Source organism: Candidatus Pantoea multigeneris (assembly GCF_011752615.1).
Lineage (GTDB): Bacteria > Pseudomonadota > Gammaproteobacteria > Enterobacterales > Enterobacteriaceae > Pantoea > Pantoea multigeneris.
Map to the genome: position 1 here is coordinate 142,531 of NZ_VWXF01000008.1, position 20,705 is coordinate 163,235.

General features: G+C 55.1%; 19 protein-coding genes. 8 read left to right on the plus strand and 11 right to left on the minus strand.

Translation table 11 applies throughout. From position 1 onward, the window contains the following. Positions 1-506 precede the first annotated feature (506 nt). Together F3J40_RS17935 and F3J40_RS17940 are read left to right on the plus strand one after the other, a co-directional pair. Positions 507-689: a hypothetical protein gene (locus F3J40_RS17935; RefSeq protein WP_017347950.1), complete on the plus strand. Its 183-nt coding sequence runs from the start codon at positions 507-509 to the stop codon at positions 687-689. 94 nt (positions 690-783) lie between these two features. After that, on the plus strand, positions 784-1,020 hold the full coding sequence (locus F3J40_RS17940; protein ID WP_017347951.1) for a hypothetical protein: 237 nt from the start codon (positions 784-786) through the stop codon (positions 1,018-1,020). A 25-nt stretch (positions 1,021-1,045) separates the two neighbouring features. Here F3J40_RS17940 and F3J40_RS17945 read toward each other — a convergent pair whose 3' ends face one another. The 3 genes from F3J40_RS17945 to lldR are packed head-to-tail and all read right to left on the minus strand — an operon-like array spanning position 1,046 to position 3,503. Continuing rightward, positions 1,046-1,471, minus strand: coding sequence for an OsmC family protein (locus F3J40_RS17945; RefSeq protein ID WP_167016739.1), 426 nt, complete (start codon positions 1,469-1,471; stop codon positions 1,046-1,048). Positions 1,472-1,528: 57 nt separating this feature from the next. Next, a complete protein-coding gene (lldD, locus tag F3J40_RS17950) occupies positions 1,529-2,716 on the minus strand; it encodes an FMN-dependent L-lactate dehydrogenase LldD (protein ID WP_167016740.1) in 1,188 nt (395 codons plus the stop codon). Positions 2,717-2,732: 16 nt separating this feature from the next. Then, positions 2,733-3,503: a transcriptional regulator LldR gene (gene lldR, locus F3J40_RS17955; protein WP_167016742.1), complete on the minus strand. Its 771-nt coding sequence runs from the start codon at positions 3,501-3,503 to the stop codon at positions 2,733-2,735. Between the two features lie 128 nt (positions 3,504-3,631). Between lldR and F3J40_RS25070 the strand changes: the two genes are divergently transcribed. The 4 genes from F3J40_RS25070 (at position 3,632) to F3J40_RS17970 (ending at position 7,820) form a co-directional block, all read left to right on the plus strand. Beyond that, positions 3,632-3,754, plus strand: coding sequence for a hypothetical protein (locus F3J40_RS25070; RefSeq protein WP_255464880.1), 123 nt, complete (start codon positions 3,632-3,634; stop codon positions 3,752-3,754). Further along, positions 3,751-5,130, plus strand: a complete 1,380-nt coding sequence (dbpA, locus tag F3J40_RS17960) for an ATP-dependent RNA helicase DbpA (protein ID WP_167016744.1) — start codon at positions 3,751-3,753, stop codon at positions 5,128-5,130. The genes F3J40_RS25070 and dbpA overlap by 4 nt, the downstream gene beginning before the upstream one ends. A gap of 131 nt (positions 5,131-5,261) precedes the next feature. Then, positions 5,262-6,224, plus strand: coding sequence for a chemotaxis protein (locus F3J40_RS17965; RefSeq protein ID WP_167016746.1), 963 nt, complete (start codon positions 5,262-5,264; stop codon positions 6,222-6,224). A 33-nt stretch (positions 6,225-6,257) separates the two neighbouring features. Continuing rightward, on the plus strand, positions 6,258-7,820 hold the full coding sequence (locus tag F3J40_RS17970) for a methyl-accepting chemotaxis protein (RefSeq protein WP_167016748.1): 1,563 nt from the start codon (positions 6,258-6,260) through the stop codon (positions 7,818-7,820). Between the two features lie 50 nt (positions 7,821-7,870). Here F3J40_RS17970 and F3J40_RS17975 read toward each other — a convergent pair whose 3' ends face one another. Continuing rightward, entirely contained in the window at positions 7,871-9,163 is a 1,293-nt protein-coding gene (locus F3J40_RS17975) for an HAAAP family serine/threonine permease (RefSeq protein WP_167016750.1), read from the minus strand. A 498-nt stretch (positions 9,164-9,661) separates the two neighbouring features. On the opposite strand from F3J40_RS17975, the gene F3J40_RS17980 reads away from it, so the two are divergent. Beyond that, positions 9,662-10,783, plus strand: coding sequence for an AI-2E family transporter (locus F3J40_RS17980; RefSeq protein WP_167016752.1), 1,122 nt, complete (start codon positions 9,662-9,664; stop codon positions 10,781-10,783). Between the two features lie 63 nt (positions 10,784-10,846). Here F3J40_RS17980 and F3J40_RS17985 read toward each other — a convergent pair whose 3' ends face one another. From F3J40_RS17985 to F3J40_RS18015, 7 genes are all read right to left on the minus strand, one after another. Beyond that, the gene (locus F3J40_RS17985) at positions 10,847-11,827 is read right to left on the minus strand and encodes a VOC family protein (protein ID WP_017347960.1); all 981 of its coding nucleotides are present in this window, start codon (positions 11,825-11,827) and stop codon (positions 10,847-10,849) included. Positions 11,828-12,050: 223 nt separating this feature from the next. Beyond that, complete coding sequence (locus F3J40_RS17990) at positions 12,051-13,538, minus strand: surface lipoprotein assembly modifier (RefSeq protein WP_205297416.1); 1,488 nt, start codon at positions 13,536-13,538, stop codon at positions 12,051-12,053. A 109-nt stretch (positions 13,539-13,647) separates the two neighbouring features. Beyond that, positions 13,648-14,421, minus strand: coding sequence for a Slam-dependent surface lipoprotein (locus F3J40_RS17995; RefSeq protein ID WP_017347962.1), 774 nt, complete (start codon positions 14,419-14,421; stop codon positions 13,648-13,650). 112 nt (positions 14,422-14,533) lie between these two features. Beyond that, the gene (locus F3J40_RS18000) at positions 14,534-15,256 is read right to left on the minus strand and encodes a TonB family protein (RefSeq protein ID WP_167016754.1); all 723 of its coding nucleotides are present in this window, start codon (positions 15,254-15,256) and stop codon (positions 14,534-14,536) included. Next, complete coding sequence (locus F3J40_RS18005; RefSeq protein ID WP_167016756.1) at positions 15,256-17,898, minus strand: TonB-dependent receptor; 2,643 nt, start codon at positions 17,896-17,898, stop codon at positions 15,256-15,258. Before F3J40_RS18005 ends, F3J40_RS18000 begins: the two co-directional genes overlap by 1 nt. A 117-nt stretch (positions 17,899-18,015) precedes the next feature. Then, entirely contained in the window at positions 18,016-18,930 is a 915-nt protein-coding gene (locus F3J40_RS18010) for a FecR family protein (protein WP_167016758.1), read from the minus strand. 34 nt (positions 18,931-18,964) lie between these two features. Beyond that, the gene (locus F3J40_RS18015; RefSeq protein WP_167016760.1) at positions 18,965-19,468 is read right to left on the minus strand and encodes an RNA polymerase sigma factor; all 504 of its coding nucleotides are present in this window, start codon (positions 19,466-19,468) and stop codon (positions 18,965-18,967) included. 331 nt (positions 19,469-19,799) lie between these two features. On the opposite strand from F3J40_RS18015, the gene F3J40_RS18020 reads away from it, so the two are divergent. Then, a complete protein-coding gene (locus F3J40_RS18020) occupies positions 19,800-20,705 on the plus strand; it encodes a DMT family transporter (protein WP_167016762.1) in 906 nt (301 codons plus the stop codon).

The window sequence follows — 20,705 nt, forward strand, 5'->3', positions numbered from 1 at the left end:
ATAATACAAACAACTTAGCCGTAACAATAAAAGTTCAGTAGTGAAATTGGTGTTGTGGAGAATTTGATTAGCAAAGCAAGCATCATCTTATACATTGCACGCACTAGTGAAATTAAAACATCGCCACAACCCATTCCTGCAATAGGTGTTTTCATTCATCTGCCAAAAAAATACATTTTAACTATGATAAACAGCAGTAGATCGGCAGTAATCACCACTAATCAGGAGAGCGGTAGTATTGGCTCTTCAGCGCAGCAATTTATCTGTACTGCTAAAAAGGGGCCCTCAGGGTAGACTTCCATGCGCCACACCACAGCATCTTAAGGGCTACACTGTTTAACTCAATGCATAAGGCGACGGCCTCAGTGCACATAATTTGGTCGCTTACGCTTGAAAGCCGCTCTGGGAGATAAGTGACTCTGGTTGCAATTGGCTATACTGGGTGGAAAAATGCTTCATCACCCTTCAGTTCTGTGCCATCAGGAATGAGTCAAAGGAGCCCGATCATGCTGATTGGTTTTGTGTTACTTGTGAGTGCATGTGGTAACGATGCCTGTGATGCCTTGCCGGTGTCAGAGCGTATCTACCCCACTAAAGCACAGTGTGAGCAAATGGCAGTGCGCATTCAGAAAGTCCGCCCACATGTGGTCCTGCTGTGCGGTGAAGTGCACCGTGACGAAACGCCTTGAGATCGAGGCCGAAGAATTGCCGTCTGAACATTGCGCATAGGGTGTTTAGCGTACAAAATATAACCTGTTTTAGACTTTAGTCGTTGTGAACCCCATGAAAAAAACTCGTCCCCGTCGCCCTAATGGGCGTTGGGTCTATTACATTATGTACGAGGATATTCTCTGGCCATGCCCGGTACGCTGGGAGTGGGAGAGTGGCTATGGCGGCTGGCTGCCGTTCTACTACTCACCGACTTTCGAGTTTCTGGTGGGTGACCCGGAGAAGGCGCAGCGTATTGCCAAAAGCAATGTCCGCCAGCGCCGGGATCATGATGAACACGCGTATGCCTGATGTGCCGGTGGCACATCAGTTGCTATCAGTTGAGCTTATAGTCGAGGGTAATCTCGGCTTTTAACAGTTTGGAGACTGGGCATCCCGCCTTGGCTTGCTTAATAATCTCATCAAACTTCGCACTGTCGATGCCCGGCAGCTTAACCGAGCTGGTCAATGCCACTTTGGTGATGGTAAACCCCTCACCGTCTTTATCCAGTGAAACATCCGCCGTGGTATCAATGCTTTCTGCCTTATGACCCGCGTTGCCCAGCATCAATGAGAGCGCCATTGAGAAACAGGCCGCATGTGCTGCGCCAATCAGTTCTTCCGGGTTGGTCCCTTTTTGTCCCTCAAAGCGGGTATTAAAGCCATAGGGCTGTTGGTTGAGAACGCCACTTTCCGTGCTGACGGTCCCTTTGCCTTTAATATCGCCTTCCCAGTGAGCTGAGCCTTTCTTATGAATAGACATCTTGTTCCTCCTGTTGGTAAGAGAGAATAAGTATAGCCAGGGAAGGCAAATGTGCGGTTAGCACACCGAGAGTGGCCGCGCAGCGCGAGCCCGTTGCTGTAACTCTGCATCGGCCTGCACCAGCGAATCCTGGCTGATCTCTGCAATAGACTTCGCGCCAGTGAGCGTCATGGCGACTTTCATCTCTTTCTCAATCAGCGACAGCAGGTTTTCCACCCCGCGCTGGCCATGAGTCGCTAACGCATACAGGAAAGCCCGGCCCAGCAATACCGTATCTGCGCCCAGCGCAATCATACGCACCACATCCAGTCCGTTACGGATACCGCTGTCAGCCAGAATCGCAATATCCCCTTTCACTGCATCAGCAATCGCAGGAAGCGCACGGGCGGTGGATAAAACCCCATCCAACTGACGTCCACCGTGATTGGAAACGACAATCCCATCGGCACCAAACCGCACTGCATCACGCGCATCTTCCGGGTCCAGAATGCCTTTGATGATCATCGGGCCATCCCAGAATTCGCGGATCCACTCCAGATCTTGCCAGGAGATAGAGGGATCGAAATTGTTCGCCAGCCAGCCAATGTAATCTTCGAGGCCCGTGGGTTTCCCTAAATAGGCGGAGATGTTGCCTAAGTCGTGTGGCCGGCCATGCAGGCCCACATCCCATGCCCATTGCGGGTGCGTCACCGATTGCGCGTAACGGCGCAGGGCAGCGTAAGGGCCACTCATGCCAGAGTGCGCATCACGGTAGCGCGCGCCGGGCGTCGGCATATCCACGGTAAAGACCAACGTTGAGCAGCCAGCGGCCTTTGCCCGCTCCAGCGCATTACGCATGAATCCCCGGTCACGCAGCACGTAGAGCTGGAACCACATCGGGCGATTAATTTGCGGAGCGACCTCTTCTATCGGACAGACTGAAACCGTCGAAAGCGTAAAAGGAATCCCTTTCAACGCCGCCGCGCGCGCCGCCTGCACTTCCCCGCGTCGGGCATACATGCCGCATAAACCGACCGGTGCCAGCGCCACCGGCATCGCCAGCGTTTCATTAAACAAACGGGTTTCCAGGCTGAGATCGGCCATGTTTTTTAGCACTCGCTGGCGCAGCGCAACATCAGAGAGATCGGCCACATTGCGCCGCAGGGTGTGCTCGCTGTACGCCCCACCGTCAAGGTAGTGAAACAGGAACGGGGGCAGAATACGTTGTGCAGCAGCGCGATAGTCACTGGCGGCAGAAATAATCATTTTCGGTTTCCTTGTATCAAAGCGGTTCAACGCCAGGCAAACGAGTAATGCGTGCCAGACGGGCCTCATTCTCCTGTTGTCCCTTTAGCGTGGAGTGAACAAAACTGAGGTGTGCCGTCGCGGCCTGACGGGCACTTTCTGGCTCACCCGCGAGGATCGCGGCCAGCAACGTCTGATGCTGTTCAGTGAGTTGAGCAAAGACTTTGGGGTGCAGATACATATGCTCCCGACTTTGCTGTACCGAGGAGTGCAGCAGCGTAAAGAACCCCCGCATCGTTTGTAACAGCACCAGGTTATGCGACGCCTCGGCAATCGCGAGGTGAAAGCGCACATCGGCCTGCGCCGCGAGCTGCGGGTCATCGTGCTGCTGGATTTTCAGCGTGGCATCAAATGCCAACTGCAATCGCTCTTTATCCGCCGCCGTGGCGCGCAGTGCGGCATACCAGGCCGTTCCTCCTTCAATGGCATAGCGCGCTTCTAATACATCAAAGCCATAGTCGGGGTCCTGCGCCAGCAGGGGGCGAATGGGCGCAACGATTTGCTGCTCGCTCCAGCTTGCCAGAGGCTGGCATAGCCAGGTCCCTCCGCCGCGTCGGCTGGTCAGTAAGCCGCTGCTAATGAGCTGTTGCAGCGCCTCGCGCAGAGAAGAACGCGATACGCCTAACTGTGCCGCCAGTTGGCGTTCAGCCGGTAGCCGCATGCCGGGTTCAAGCGCCTGTTGCTCAATCCAGCGCTGTAGCCGTTCAACCAGATTCAGCGAAACAACCGCCGTAGGGGGATAAGACATAAAAATTGGTCCTACCAAACGAGGTCACGGAGTGACAGATAACAGAGGATTTACCGGTTCTTGGGCTGTTGCAACGCTGGCAAGAGGAAATTTAGCGATGTGTGACAGCGCAGGGGGTTTTCTCTTGATTGGTAGGACCAATTCAGACCCGGTATTACCCTACCGGGATGCAGGAAAAAATTGCCGATGTCGCCCCTTTCTGCCAGACTTACCGCCGCAATCCTACCCGCTATTTAGAGACCATCCCGTGACTGCTTTTTCTACCCTGACGCAACTGCCTGCCAGCCAACTCGATAACCTGCGCGAGATGGGCTTCGACGCCATGACGCCGATTCAGGCCGCCGCCCTGCCCGCCATTCTTGCAGGCCGCGATGTGCGTGCGCAGGCGAAAACCGGGAGCGGAAAAACCGCTGCTTTTGGTGTGGGCCTGCTAAACCAGATCGACAACACCCGCATCCAGACCCAGGCGCTGGTCCTTTGCCCAACCCGCGAACTGGCCGACCAGGTCAGTAACGTGTTGCGCCAGTTGGCCCGTTTTACCCGCAATATTAAGATTCTGACCCTGTGCGGCGGCCAGCCGATGAGCGCCCAGCGCGATTCACTGGTGCATGCGCCGCAGATCGTGGTGGGCACACCGGGCCGTATTCTCGATCACCTGAAGCGCGATACGCTCGATCTCAGCCAGCTGCAAACCCTGGTGCTGGATGAAGCCGACCGGATGCTGGAGATGGGCTTCCGTGATGACATGGAAGCGATTATCGCCTTCACCCCGGAATCACGTCAGACCCTGCTGTTTTCCGCCACCTGGCCCACCACCATTGCCAGCCTGAGTGAGCGCTATCAGCGTGATGTGTTGGCGGTTGCCACCGAAAGCGAAGAAGTTTTGCCTGCCATTGAACAGCGCTACTTTGAAGCAAGCAAAGGCGAGAAGCTGAATTTCCTCAGCGCACTGTTAAGTCAGGAACAGCCCGCTTCCTGCGTGGTGTTCTGTAATACCAAACGCGAATGTGATGACATTGCCGCCGCGTTGAACGATCGTCAAATCAGCGCCCTTGCGCTGCACGGCGATCTGGAACAGCGCGATCGTGAGCGCGTCTTGATCCGTTTCGCCAATGGCAGCAGCCGTGTGCTGATCGCCACTGACGTGGCCGCACGTGGTCTGGATATCAAATCACTGGCGCTGGTGGTGAACTACGAGCTGGCGTGGGACCCGGAAGTGCATCTGCACCGTATTGGCCGCACTGGCCGTGCCGGTGAAGAGGGGCTGGCGGTGAGTTTTGTCGCCGCCGATGAGATGCAGCGCGCCCATGCCTTAGAAGATTTCCTCAAGCAGCCGGTTAACTGGGTTTCCAGCGGCACGCTGAAAGGGAAAGCGTCTCAACCATTACCGGCTGCGATGATGACGCTGTGCATTGATGGTGGCCGCAAAGCCAAGATCCGTCCGGGCGATATTTTAGGTGCCCTGACCGGTGAAGCAGGCTTCAGTGCCGATCAGATTGGTAAGATCGATCTGACCCAGACGCACGCTTTTGTCGCCATCAGCGCCAATAAAGCCAAAAATGCCCTGATCAAGCTGAAAGAAGGCAAGATCAAAGGCAAAAGTGTTCGCGCCATTCTCCTGAAGTAATCCGCTCTCGTGCGTGAGGGGCAACCCCTCACGCAAAATCACCCCTCCCGCCCTGTTTTTTTCCTCCCCTCTGCCGATAACTCCATCAAGGCGACGTTGCCCTGCCCTTAATTCTGCCCAGAGAGGCCCGGATGGATAATTTTCAGAAAGAGATCGATGAGAGGGCCAATCTGGCGCTATCGAATAAGTTTGAATTACTGCTGTTCCGCCTGGGGTCCGATCGGGTAAAAGGCAAATCCGAGCTGTTCGGCATTAATGTTTTTAAGCTACGCGAAATTGTGCCGATGCCACAGATCACCAAAGCGGCGGGCATGCACTCGCCGCTGCTGGGTATGGCCAGTATTCGCGGTCAGTTTATTCCGGTCATTGATTTACCCGCCGTAACGGGCTGCAAACCGGAAACCGGTTTGAATTTGCTGCTGGTGACGGAGTACGCGCGCAGCACGCAGGCCTTTGCCGTGGAGTCAGTCGAGAATATCGTCCGCCTTGACTGGAATCAGGTACACACCGCCGAAGCCGGGCTTGGCGGCCACAATATTACCAGCATCGCCCGCCTTGAAGGTGAGCATCAGGATAATCAGCTGGCAATGGTGCTGGACGTCGAGCAGATCCTGTATGACATCATCCCCTCCGTGCGCGGCAGTGAGCCAGAAGCCCAGAGCCAGCGTCATTTCCGCGTCCACCCTGGCGCGGTCGCTATCGTGGCAGAAGATTCCAGAGTGGCACGTCAGCTCCTGGAACAAGGCCTGAAGAGCATGGGTATTCCCGCCATCATGCACAATACCGGCCTCGAAGCCTGGCACAAGATCCGCCAGATAAGCCAGGAAGCCGCCGCGGCAGGCGTTCCTTTACACCATAAAATCGCCCTGGTGTTAACCGATCTTGAAATGCCCGAGATGGACGGTTTTACCCTGACGCGCAATATCAAACGTGATCCGCAACTCCGACAGTTACCGGTCGTGATCCACTCTTCGCTTTCCGGCAGTGCTAACGAAGATCATGTGCGCAAAGTGGGTGCTGATGGCTACGTCGCCAAGTTTGAAATTAATGAGCTTTCCAGTGTGATTCAGCAGGTACTGGATCGCGTCGGGTAGTCATTTTGTTCGCTGTGATAAAAAGGGAAAGCAATGTTGAGTATTAAAAATATGAAGGTGGGTGTACGGCTGGGTGCAGCTTTTGCACTGGTTGTGGCCCTGCTGGTGATTATCAGTGCCGTCACCGTTGATAAAATCTACGCCATTAATAAAGGCATGTCGGCCATCGTTGACGATCGCTATGTGAAAGTGCGTTTAGCCTATGACGTGCGTGATGGTGTCAACGATCAGATCAAGTATCTGCGCGGGATCGTGATTGATACCACGCGGCCACAGTTTAATGAAAAGCGCTTCCAGCAGTTGGCGGTCGCAACCGATCAGACACATAAGAGTATGGATAAGATCGCTGCGATCCAGGTGACCGCGATCGGCAAGCAAAAAATTGCCGGTCTGCAAGCGGCGGCTGAGCGGTTCGAGCAGGCCAAACAGCAGTTGATCGTGTTGGTTAAGGCCGGAAAAGTGGATGAAGCCAGTGCCTTCGTCCTGAAAGCCCTGACGCCATCACAGAATGATTTTCTGGATGGTGCCACCCAGTTTGCCGCTTCTCAGGATCAGCAGCTAAAAGCCGAAGGCAAGATGATTGTTGCCAATGCCGATACGGCAATTACGGTGATTCTGGTGCTCTCTGTGATGGCGATTGTCGCGTCAATTTTACTCGGCATCTATCTGACCCGTTCGATTGTGCGCCCGTTGACCCGCGCCGTTGAAATTGCCGGTAAAGTCGCTGCCGGGGATTTAACCTCGTCAATCACGGTGACATCACGCGATGAAACCGGGGCATTAATGCTGGCGTTGCAGCAGATGAATACCAATCTGTTGACGATTGTGCGCGAAGTTCGCAGCGGTTCCGATACCATTGCCGTGGCTTCCGGCCAGATTTCGGGTGGTAACCTTGACCTCTCTTCACGCACCGAACAGCAAGCCAGCTCGCTAGAAGAGACCGCTTCTGCCATGGAGCAGATGACCGCTACCGTGAAGCAAAACGCCGATAACGCCCGCCAGGCGAACCAACTGGTGGCGGAGACTTCCGGTATTGCAAAAGAAGGCGGTGAGGTGATGGTCGCCGTGGTGGATAAGATGGAGGGGATCGCCTCTGCCTCGAAAAAAATTGAAGATATTATCGGCGTGATCGACTCCATCGCTTTCCAGACCAATATCTTGTCACTGAATGCCGCCGTTGAAGCGGCACGCGCCGGGGAACAAGGTCGCGGTTTTGCCGTGGTCGCTTCTGAAGTGCGTAATCTGGCTCAGCGTTCAGCTTCTGCCGCCAAAGAGATTAAGCAGTTAATTGCCGATTCCGTGGCCCAGGTGGATGAAGGGAATCAGTTAGTGAGCCATGCGGGCGCGACCATTGGCGAAGTGGTGAATAGCGTAAACGGTGTTGCCGCGATCATGCAGGAGATCACCGTCGCCAGTAATGAACAGAGCAGCGGGATTAGCGAGATTAACCAGGCAATTACGCAGATGGAGGCGGTGACGCAGCAGAATGCAGCACTGGTTCAGGAAGCGTCTGCCGCTTCGCAAGCGCTACAGGATCAAGCTGAACGCATGGCGCAGGCCATGAAGGTGTTTAATACCGGGCATGCCGTGGCCTAAGCTTTACGGCTGAGAAGCGTGCCGCCCTGAACGGCGGCACGCTTGCAGGTTTAGCTGAACAACGAATAGAAAATCGCGGAGATAGCCACCAGGCCGAGCAGCACCACAAAGACATTGCTCAGACGACCACGATATTTTTGCATCGCAGGGACTTTGCTGATCGCATACATCGGCATCAGGAACAGAATAACCGCAATCACCGGCCCACCGAGATTTTCAATCATCCCCAGTACGCTTGGATTCAGCGTGGCCACCAGCCAGGTCGTCACCAGCATAAACAGCGCCGTAATGCGGTTTAACTTCTGCGGGGCAATCTCTTTGCCCGCACTGCGCAGTGACTTATTCACCAGACCATTAAAACCTTCACGCGCACCCAGATAGTGACCGAGGAACGATTTAGCAATCGCCACGATGGCAATCAGCGGTGCCGCCCAGGCAATCACCGGGACATTAAAATGGTTCGCCATGTAAGACAGAATCGTGATGTTCTGCTCTTTGGCTGCATTCAGGTCCTCTGGCGACAAGCTCAGCACGCAGCTAAACACAAAGAACATCACCGTCAGCACCATCATGGTGTGTGCATAGGCCAGAATACGCGAGCACTTCTTCTCAGCTTCTTCACCGTACTCAGCACGCTTTGCCACCGCAAATGAGGAGATGATCGGCGAGTGGTTGAAAGAGAACACCATCACGGGAATCGCAAGCCACAGGGTCATCCACAGGCTGCTACCGCCAGTGCTGTGACTGAATGAGAGCGTCTCCAGCGCGGCACCGTGCCACTGTGGGATCAGGTACAGCGACAGCAGCAGCAGAACAATGACAAACGGAAACACCAGCAGGCTCATCGCTTTCACAATCATCTGCTCACCGAAGCGAACAATGGTCATCATGCCGACGATGAGAATCAGTGACAGCAGCGCGCGCGGTGGCGCAATCAGTCCCAGCTGATGGGTAATAAAGCTGTCTACGGTATTGGTAATCGCCACGCTGTACATCAGAACGATGGGATAAATGGCGAGGAAATAGAGCAGCGTAATCACACCACCGGCTCTCGCCCCAAAGTGCTCTTCCACTACGCCCGTGATGTCCTGCCCGCTGTTCTTGCCAGAAAGCACGAAACGCGTCAGCGCCCGGTGCGAATAGTAGGTCATCGGGAAGGCCAACAGCGCCATGATGATCAGTGGAATCAGTCCACCTACACCGGCATTGATCGGCAGAAACAGCACCCCAGCGCCGATCGCGGTGCCATACAGCCCTAACATCCACATGGTGTCAGTTTTACGCCATGTGCCGGTCTCTTTAGTCTCAACGATACCCAAGGTATCGGTTTGAGAGGTTTCCATTTGCTTCTCCGAACTCAGTTGATTTTAGGACCCTGAAAGCAGATATGACACCAAACAGGAAAAATGCAGTGTTTATCGCCAGAGCTTAAGTTTTAGAAAAATGCATCTTTTTAGCGTGGCAAACGTTTGCATAGCGCGTATTTGACACCAAATAACCCTGCGGTAGCAATATGCGTGCATTTTCATTGCGCTTTACACAGAGACTTAGCGTGACAATGATACTGACTTTTAAACGCGCGGTAGTGTAAACCACCGAAAATGCCCATAAAAAGCAAAAAATATCACTACCCATGAGAAATATATGGCTGATCACATTATTTATCTGATTGGTTAGAATCCAGGCAGGACAAAAAACTACGTTGCTGTTAATTGATGGTTAAATAACCCAATTGCAGCATAAAAGCGCAGAGTGCAACACATGCATCACGGCTGGCGGAATTGCATTCCCCGGACAGGCATCTATAGTTTCGGAGCAAAACAATGCACAGAGGACGTCATATGCGCTTTAAAGGTCTGACAAAAGGTTTCTTCATTCTTATTCTGCTGCTGGTCAGCATTGCTTTTTTTGATGTGCTAACACCTTACTACTCGGCGATTCTGTGGGCGGCGATTCTGGCGGTGATTTTCCATCCGCTGAAATCCAAACTGCGCCAGAAGCTGGGAGACAGTAATGGTGTTGCCTCACTGCTCACGCTGGTGATCATCTGCCTGATTGTGTTCACGCCGCTGGTGCTGGTCTTCTCTTCGCTGGCAGTGGAGATCAATCTGGTTTACAACAAACTGCAAAACAGCAGTTCTGAGTTGCCTCAGGTGCTGGCCAGCACTTTCCAGCACTTACCGCTCTCACTCCAACATTTCCTCACGGAACATCAGCTGAACGACCCGGCGACTATTCAGCAAAAACTCTCCGGCGTGGCACTCAAAGGTGGGCAATATCTGGCGGGTAGCGTGTTCCTGATTGGGAAAGGCACGTTTGGCTTTGCCGTGAGTTTCGGCATCATGCTCTATCTGCTGTTTTTCCTGCTGAAAGACGGTGCCTACCTGGTCGGCTTGATTCTCGAAACCCTGCCGCTCTCGACCTATGTCAAACATCATTTGCTGATGAAGTTTGCTGCGGTCTCACGCGCAACGGTCAAAGGAACGGTGGTTGTGGCGGTGGTTCAGGGGGCGCTGGGGGCATTGGCCTTCTATATTACAGGCCTTGAGGGCACGCTGTTATGGGGGGCGTTAATCGCTTTCCTGTCGCTGATTCCGGCTGTAGGCTCAGCCATCATCTGGGTACCGGCCGCTATCTGGTTCTTCGCCACGGGCGTCGCCTGGAAGGCCCTGTTCCTCGTGGTGTTCTTCGTGGTGGTGATCGGTCTGGTGGATAATATCCTGCGCCCGCTGCTGGTGGGTAAAGACACCAAAATGCCGGACTACATGATCTTAATCGCGACGCTGGGCGGCATGGAGATTTACGGTATCAATGGCTTTGTGATTGGCCCGTTGATCGCCGCACTGTTTATCGCCTGCTGGAACCTGCTCTCCGGGCGTGATAACCGCGAAAACGCTGATGAGATTGATGAAGATCTGCTTGAGGAAGCGAAACAACTGCCAGAAAGTGATAAGCAGGCTTAAATTTACCTCCAGGGGCAGCTTACGCTGCCCTCTTCTTTTCCTTACTCGCTCAACACACCACATTTATTCATGCAGATGCTTCGGCACCGGCGGCGTGCCGTGGGTGTGGAAAGTCTCAATGGTTTTCAGTCCCCATGCCTGGCCTTTCTTACGTTCGCTTTCGGTCCACACCACGGTTTGCCAGTCCGGGGCCAGAATCAAACGCGCGCCCGAGTTAGCTAACTCAACGCGGTTGCCCGCCGGTTCCCAGACGTAGAGGAAGAACGTGCCCTGAATCGCGTGCTTATGCGGCCCGGTTTCAATATGTACACCGTTTTCCAGAAAGATATCCGCCGCACGCAGAATGTCCTCTCGCGTGTCAGTCGCATAGGTTACATGATGCAGACGCCCGTTGCCGCCACCGTGCTCCTCGGTGCAGGCTAAATCATAGGTTTTGTTATTGATGGTAAACCAGCAGCCGCCGATGCGGCCATTATCCAGCTGGATCATCTCGGTCACGCGTGAACCCAGACAGGTTTCCATGAACAGCTTAAATTCGCGCACGTCAGCAGCCAGCAAATTCAGGTGATCGAGACGACGTGGAGAAGCACCACGGCCATGATAGCGCTGCGCCAGGTTTTTCAACGAGGGCCGTTCACAATCGCTGGCCTGGTAACGCACCGTGTCATAGTAAATTTCAAAGACATGACCAAACGGGTCTGCAAAGCGGAAGGCTCTACCGTGCCCCTGTTCACCTTCAACCCAGCCAATCACCTCATATTTACTGGCTTCAATCGCCGCCACCCGACGCATTAAGGCCGCTTCAGAGCTGGCACGATAGGCAATATGACCAACGCCAGTGGTGTGATGGCGCGTCAGCTTCAGGCTGTGGAACTCATAGTCATCCCAGGCGCGCAGCCAGGCATGGTTTTCGTCCTGTGCAGAAACGGTAAGACCATACACATTCACGAAGAAATCAAGGCTCTCCTCAAATTTGTCCGTGTACATCTCAACATGTGCCAGATGCGCAATGTCATAGCAGGGTTCTGGAAGTTGATTTGTCATTGTGGTCTCCCTCTTTTTTATAGGCGTACAGATGTTGTCACATTACTTTCAGAGAGACAGGTTAACTGCCCGCACGCAGCGGGTCAGTTGGAATCCCGTTATAGCGGTATGAATTCCATTTATATTGTGACAGCGGTAACAATCGGTACTGCGAGGAAATCAGGGGGATTTGGGCGTCGCCTATGCGTTTTTTCAATGGCCTGCCAACAGGCAGGCCAGAGGTTCAGAAACTGTACTCCAGCTTCAGGCTGAGATCGTTGCGATCGTAGTTGTAGAGCCAGTCAACATTGCTGCGGACCTGATTATGTTGCCAGCTCAGGCTGGGCGTGAACCCCGCCATCTTCCAGCGCGGTGCGCGCAGCGTCAGGGTATAGTTCAACTCGTTATCGCGCCGGGTCGCATCCAGCAGTGGGCTATAACGGGCATAGGTGCGATGGCGTAATGCGGTAAACAGCGTCGCTTCAAAACCCGCGTACTGCAAAGAAGCGCCTAACCGCATACCCGGTTGCTGATAGGCATTGGCGCGATCTTTCGCATCCGAATCGAGATAGTCTACGCCGCCAAACAGCGTCCACTGATCGCTGAGTTGATAAAAGTAGGTGGCATACAGCGAACGCTGACCGCCATTATAGCTGGCCGCATATTGCTCACTGCGAAAACGCAGCTGTTTGTAGTCGCCTTCCAGCCGGAACAACGACGCGGCAGAGAGCAGCGCACTCCATTCACTGTGTACGCCCCATGCGCCATAAAAGGCATCGTTGCCCCAGGCATAATATTCAAACACCGGGGCCAGTAAAAATTGATAACGGGCATCGCGGTAGCTGTATCCGGCTTGCACATTCACGGTGGTTTCGTTGAATTCGCCGTGATGTTGATATTGCGTGCCATACATTAGCCCTCGCACGTAAAGCCCGTGATGTCCCTCAATGGCAATACGGCGCTGCAAGGTCGCATCATAATCCCAGCCGCTGCCTTTGATCGCCTGCGGCAACGTCCGCTGGTAATAACAGAGCCCACTGATATCCGCCAGCAGGCAGGTAGAACTGGCCGACGTGCGGTTGATATTGTCACTCCAGACCGGGCCGAATGAGAACGATCCATGCCAGGCATCGCGATCGGTCAGCGCCTGCTGATAGGTGCTGATCGACTTACGCACCCCTGCCGTGCGCGCATCACTGGCATTGATCGCGGCGTCAGCTGCGTCAAACTCACGCCGTGACTCACGTAAACGCCCGTCGTCAAACAGCGTGCGCGCCAGCTCTAAACGCGCCAGCACAAAATCGGGCTGCTGCTGCAATACACCCCGCAGTGCCGTTTCCGCTCTCTGATAGTCCCCCTGAGCGCGCGCCAGCAATCCTTGTGCATACTGCACCAACAACGGATCGCGATCCGCCAGCGTTAAATATTCGTCCAGAAACCGCTGTGCCAGCGGCCACTGATGATATTGCAGGCTAAGGTAGAGCGCCTGTCCCAGCTCACTGGCATTGTGCCCCACGCGATAGGTTTGCCCGTCAATGGTTAATACCGGACGTTCGCCCTGGGTCGGATCGTTTTGCAAAATGCGCGACTGACGCGTGGCATTTTGCTGTTCAAGGTGGTTTTCCAGCATCCGCCGGGTGTCGTCACGATCCTGTGCGGCAACTGCATGCAGCGTAGGCAAACTGAGGGCCAAAGCCAGCAAAGTATGAAACGGGCGAGCAAAAAACAGCATAACGAACCGGTCCCTGAAGCGATAAAAACGCAAAAAGCACAGCCTGGATTGCGCCAGCCTGTGCCATGGTGTTAATTACGCCGTCCTGCGTGGGGGCGTAAGAAAATCATTAGTTTTTCGTACCACCGAAAGCGGTATCTTTCGTACGGTCGCTAAAGGTGACAATCCCCGCCACGCCGGTCGCGCCAGCCCCGAAGAAGTTACCTTTCAGCGCACCGCCAGTGCCGTTAGCACTCACGACCTGAACGCCGCTCGCCGCTAAATTCACCGCTGCGCCAGAGGTAGAGATGGTGCCGTTAGAGAAGTTGATATCACCGGTAGAGCTGGCGGCTTTGGTGTTGAAGTTCGCCGTCAGCGTACTGGTTGGCAGCGCTGCGCCGCTGTAGTTGTTGATCGATTTCACCGCATAAGTCACTGGACCGGTGGTTGGCAGCGTGGTCGCCACCGTGCCGTTTTCACCGGCATAGAACACGGTGTGTTTGCCCGCAGCTTTGGTGCCTGCCGTGGTAGATTCAGCATCCCACTCGCCGAACCAGACGTCCTGGCTACCGACCTTAGCGAATGACCAGACACCCAGATTGGTGTGATCCGGACCTGGGCCTGCTGGGCCAGGTGCGCCATCGGCAACTAACTGACGGCCAGTGAAATGATAGACCCCAGTGCTGGTGCTCTGATATTTCGCATCGGCAAAGTGAGTGAAAGTCGCTTTCGCGTTATAGAGCTGACCATCAACGCCCGCGCCTGCTGCACCTGTGCTGGTCGCACCCACGCGGATGCCGCCTGTGTCACTATTGCTTTGCGCGCTAACCACCGCTGCCTGCGCCATTCCCATTGCGCCCATCAGTGCGGCTGCCAGTACTGCCTTCTGCATGATCTGATTCATTTCTGATTCCTTGAGGTCAATAAACATTGAATGAAAAGACAAATGATTAGCATTTCACTTTTTGGCGATCGCGCCTCCGTTAGCTGCGGTGTTTCACCGCGTACTCCCTTTATCACTCCAGTGAGAAATTCACCGGGGCGGTAATCGTTTTCTGCACGCCTGGCGGTGGCGGTGGCACCGGTGAAGCACGCCGCACCATATCCAGCGCGGCCTGGTCCAGCGCGGCGGATCCACTGCTGCTTACCACGCTATAGCTCAAAACATTGCCCGCATCATCGAGGCTGAAACGCACCCCCACAGTGCCGGTTTGTCGGCCAGGATAACGCTTAAACTTCTCCAGATGCGCCATCAACCGCGAAGCCCAGGTGATCCGCGCCTGGGGCGTTGCCACCGCGCCCTCTGTACTCTGCTGTGCGGCGGTACGCTCAGACGGTGCGGCCTGCGCCTGCGCCCTGTTTTTCTCCACCGCTGAGCGGTTTTGCTGCGGCGCTGGCGGTTGCGGTGCTGTTTTCTTCTGCGGACGCGGCCTGTCAGGCTGCGGCATCCGCCTGGGCAAGACGATTTTCGCCCGATCGTGCTGGGGCAACGGCGCGCCAGGAGAGACCTGCGTCTTTACTTCCTGCTGCGCCTGCGCCGCCTGCGACTGCTGAAGTTCAGGCGCAACCTCATTCCGCTCGGTGTTTTGCACCTGCGGCACGGCTGCCTGTTGCAACATAATCGCCGCCTGTGGCAGTGGCTCTGCCGCTAACACGGGCGGGCGGGACATCAGCCACATCAGTAACAGAGCATGGCCGATGGCCGATATACCGGTGGCAATCACCGTGGGTCTTTGCATCAGAATTTAAGCGTCACACCTGCCCGCAAAGTGCGTCCTGGCCCCGGTACCGGAATGGTGTTCAGGGCATCGACGTAGAAGCGATCGGTCAGGTTATCCAGCGCCACATCCACACTGGCGTTCGGGCTGATACGGTAATTGGCGTAGAGATCGATCAGCGTATACGGATGCCATTTAGACGCCGCGATGGAATAGGAGCCTGCGACCTGCCCTGGTGCAGAAGTCGATCCCATCCCTTCGGCATAGCGGCTACCCACATAATTGACGCGCGTGCCAAAGGTCAGATCATCGTCCAGCGCGTGGGCTCCCAGGTTGAGCGTCACCGTATCGCGCGGGGGAACCTGTTGCAGCGAGAAGCTGTTGTAGATCCCGCCCGCCGCACAGTCAGCTGCACCCGGTGCCAGTACCTCAGAAGGCGCGCAGAACATGACGTGGGTGTAGTGGTTCCAGCTCAGGCTACTGAACACCGGGCCGATGTTATATTCCGCCGACAGTTCAAAACCGCGCATTTCGGCATAGTTGAGGTTTAAACGGCCCAGGACATAGTTGTAGTAATCACCAAAAGTCGACTTACTTTTCAGGTTGCCACGGGTGATGTAGTTGCTGATGTGGTTGCTAAACCAGGCCGCATGCAGACGCAGTTTGTCATCACTGGTCAACAAACCTTCCTGAAGATCATTGATGCCAAACTCAATGCTTTTATTCCGTTCAGGCGCGACGGGGTTGTTATTCGCTGGATAGAGGAATGAGGTGCCAGAGAGTGATTCAAACAGGCTTGGTGAGCGTAGCACGCTGCCATATTTGCCGTAGATCTGGAAGCCTTCTACCGGTTCAACGGTAAGACTGAGGATATGCGACCAGCCATCATCACTCCGCTTGTAGTTATCCGCCAGCAGAGAACTTTTATCCATGCTGTCAAAGTGGGAGTAGCGCACATTGCCGCTCAGGGTCAACCACTGGCGCGGCTTCCACTCCAGCGAACCAAACCCGTTCGACTCTTTACGCCAGCCATCACGCCCGGCCAATAGTCCTGGGGTATTTTCCAGCGAGATACCGCTGGGCAAGCCAGAGTTCTCACGGGTGAAGCCGCCACCGTACTGCACGCTAAAGTCACCGAAGTCGGTGTAAAAGCGCGAAGTATTCGCGACAGTTGCCCCTTTACGATCGGAACCCACCCAGAAATATTGTGGATAGAGCCGGTCGGTGTATACCGTCGAATTAATACGGTTATCGATGTTGTTGTAGAAGGCATCGACTTTCAGATCGATCAGATTATTGTCCGCCGGATGCCAGCCATACCGGGCGGTCCAGGTGGCGAGATCGATGGTACTCATCACCCCTTGATACTGCATCGGCGCAATAATGCCCTGTGACTGTGAACCCAGAATATGGCCATAGGTGCTCAGGTAACGGGAATAGCCCAATTCCAGATGTTGTTCATCACTGAATTTAATGTTGCCTTTCAGCAACCAGGATTCGTTATCCGTGGAGGTATTCAGCACCTGCTCACCGTTACGGTACGGGGTCAGCGTGCCCGCTACGCCGATCCCGTCGTCCTGCACCGTGCCACCGCCGTGGCCATGCTTACCGGCATAATAGTTGCCGTTATTACGCTGAGCATAGGCGGCGGTGATATCAAAATGGTCGCTGGTATTGGCTACCGCAATGCTGCCGGAGTAACCGTGCGGATGAAGAAAGGCCGGGCGATTCTGCGTCCCTTCGGCTCCACCGCTGTATCCGACACCGCCATAGCTACCCGCAGCCGGTGCCGTTTTGCTGTTGGTGGTCAGCCCACCCTTGATGCGGACACCAAAGGTCTGTCCCGGCAGCAGAATATCTTTCGGTCCAATGGTGCTGATACGCACCACTCCGCCAGTAGCTCCTGTGGCATCAGCCCCACTGCTGGCACCACGTTCAATATCCAGCGATCCAATAAAATCGGGATCGATATAGGTTGATGAGGTTGATCCGTTGTAGCCCTGGTAGATCGAAGTTTCCTGGCTGGCTCCGTCAACGATCACCGGAACGCGGCCTTGCCCCTGCATCCCACGAATGTTCACATCCACCGCGCCAGAGTTACGCCCATCGCCATTGAGAACACCGGGTATACCGGAGAACAGATCGCCGACTGAAGTACCACGAAAGCGGTCGATCTGCTCTCCTGACAGGTGGGTGAGCGAACCTGCGGTTTGGTAAGGTACATCGGCGGGATCGGCGGCTTTCGGTTTGGTGACAGTGATGGTGCCGAGTTGCAGCGTATCATCGGTGGCATTGGCTGCTGCCGCATTGTGCAGGGTTACACTGTCGCTACCAGTAAATGAGTAAGTTAAACCGCTGCCTGCCAACACCGCTTGCAGCGCTTGTTGCGGAGCCAGATCGCCCTGTACACCCGCGCTGCTTTTACCGCTGGCGTAGTCCGGCAGATAACTCACCTGTATGCCTGACTGCCGACCAAACTCTGCCAGTGCATTCGACAGCGATCCTGCCGGGATAGCAAAGCGCACGCTGGATGCGGGCTGTGCCAGCGCACTTTGCTGTGCAGCCACCAGCGCCAGACTGATCGCGCTGAATTTAAACAGGGTGGCAAACATCATGGCAGTGCTGTGACGCCTGCGTGGCGGCGCAAAAGTGGCTGAACCCATTATTCCCTCTCGTTATTAATATGCTTTCCGGCGGATGCACAACGTGCACAAAAAGCCGGTGATATTATTGAAACGAACGAGAGGGGGATTTTTTCTCTTTGAGAATGATTTTTTTTCTTATTTAGCCGAAAGCAGGGTTAACCACGGCGTGAGATGGCGCACTTCAGCCTGAAAAGGGGCCACTACCGCATTCAGCGCCTGCTGCGGATGTGCCAGATTAAACACCCCGCTGATGCGCTGCTGTCGCAGCCATGCACTGGCAATCATCACTTTACCGGGCAGCCAGCGCGCGATACGTGCCACCACCACGGCCACGTGTTCGTTGTCGGCCACCAGCATGCCGCTGCGCCATGCAGCAAACTGATCGACCGGACGTTCACCCAGCGCGATTTGCCCGCTGTCGGAGATACTGAGCCACTGTCCGGCATGTAGCGGCTGTGAACCATTCACCACGACGCTGCCCTGCTCAACCGCTACGCTGGTGATATCTGCATCCTGACTCAGCGTAAACGCGCCCGCCTCACTCACCACCTGCTGACCGTTTTGCCGGGCAATCAACGGCGAAGCGGCACCGGGCTGAACGGCAAAAAAGGCCATTCCCGCCAGCAGGTCGACCTGACGCTGGCTGGCGCTAAAGTGACTGCGAATGGCACTGTCCGGCCCCAGCGTGACGTGGCTGCCATCAGCCAGTTGTAGCTGCTGCAGTTGGCCAGTATGTGTGCGATGGTCTGCCCGCAGCGGTAGCAGCAGATCCGGTGCAATGGCTAACGTCGCGCCCGTTGCCGCAATCGCCACTGCACCGCCGGTAATAAATCGCCGCCGGGAAAAGTGCGCCACCGCGTTGGTATGCGTGACGGGCACCAGTCGGCCACTGAGTTGGTGCAGATGCTGCGCCTCCTGCCACACGGCTTGATATTGCGGGCCACGCGCACGCCAGCTTTCCGCCCGCGCCAGCGCGGCGAGATTTTCTGGTTCGCTATGCAGACGCATGATGAGATCAAACGCCTCTTCAAACAGCTTTTCGTTTCGCACTATGTTTTCCGTTTATCTTCACCAGGGGCATCTTTCACTGCTCGTTGTCATCATCCAGCGCGCTGCGGAGTTGCACATAGGCCTGACGGATCAAGGTCCAGGTGCGTGTGACAGAGAGCCCAAGCTCCCGCGCGACTTCAGCGATGGTCAGATCCTGCAACCGATACAGTTCAAAAGCGCGGCGCATCTGCGGTGGCAGCGCAGCCAGTTTTTGCTGGAGCAACGCGAGCTGCTGACGATCGGAGACGATGGTTTCCGGCCCCGGCGCGTCATCGGCCAGTTCAAGATAGCGCTCTTCACTGATGGCGTCGATGGCGGCAATTTTCTCTCGTCGATAGCGATCTACCGCCAAATTTTTAGCCGTCCGGTGCAGATAGGCACGCGGATTATCTGCCTGCTGCGGCGCTTCTGCGCCAAGGATACGCAGAAAAACGTCCTGAGTTAAATCCTCTGCCTCATCCGCACCATGGCCAGACTTTTGTAATACACGTTGAATTTCGTGAGCATGTTTCTGAAACAGATTTTTCAGATTCCACATCTCCCAACCCCTTTTTGCAGCCCGTCTGTGCTACGCGCTGCCCATCAACCCGGTGCGACACTGACCCTAAGTCAGCGCCAGGAAAGCGATCATTTTTTCGTTGTTATCAGGTTTGCTGCGTGAAGTTGTCAGGTAACCGTCAGCAAAGTAGCAGGAGAATATAAAAAATTTTCACCAAATGGTAATGATTTTCATTTGTATTACAACGAGTGGGGATTTAGAAATTTCGCTGTGCTATCGCAGTAAACCCGCAATAAACCGGGTAAAATTGCCGATTCGGTTGCCGTTGAATCAACTTGTACTCAGCACTTTTTTGTTAAGGAGAACGTCCATGCGCGCCTCAGATACTCTGAGACTGTTACTGCTTGCCGCTATTTGGGGAGCGAGCTTTCTCTGTATGCGCGTTGTCGCACCGGAGTTTGGTGCGATCAATACAGCATTCCTGCGAGTGCTGTTTGCCTGTACCGGCCTGGGGGCTATTTTGTTGTTGTTGCGCCATCAACTGGCGTTTAACGGGAAGTTTCGTGTCTCTCTGCTGCTCGGTGTGATTAACTCCGGGATCCCGTTTTTGATGTACTGCCTTGCCGCACGCTGGTTGCCTGCCGGTTACTCCGCCATTCTTAACGCCACCGCCCCGCTGATGGGTTCACTGGCGGGATGTCTGTTTTTCCAGGAAACCCTGAGTGTAAAAAGGTGGCTGGGGGTGTTTATCGGTCTGATCGGCATTATGGTGATCACCGCCACCGGTGAAGCCGCGCTGTCAGGGGGGATCATTGCGGGTGTGCTGGCTTGTCTGGTCGCTACCGGGTGTTACGGCGTGGCAGGCTTTCTTACCCGTCGCTGGCTGACCGAGCGAGGTGGCCTCAATGCCCGGCTCTCAGCGTTGGGCAGCCAGATTGGTGCCACGCTGTTCCTGCTGCCCTTCTTCGCCTGGTCCGTCTCTTCCGGTCCGGCGGTACACTGGGCACAACCGCATCTGTGGTTCTTTGTGGCGGCACTGGGTCTGATCTGCACCGCCAGCGCCTATATTCTTTACTTCCGTTTGATTGGCGATATCGGGCCGCTGCGCACGCTGACCGTCACGTTCCTCATTCCCCCGTTTGGCGTGCTGTGGGGCTATGCCGTGCTGGGTGAAACCATCAGCCAGGGCTTTATTGCGGGTGCGCTGGTGGTCACAGCGGCGGTGTGGCTGATCGTCAGCCCGGAAAAAACCGCCAAGCTGACCGAAGTGAAGTAA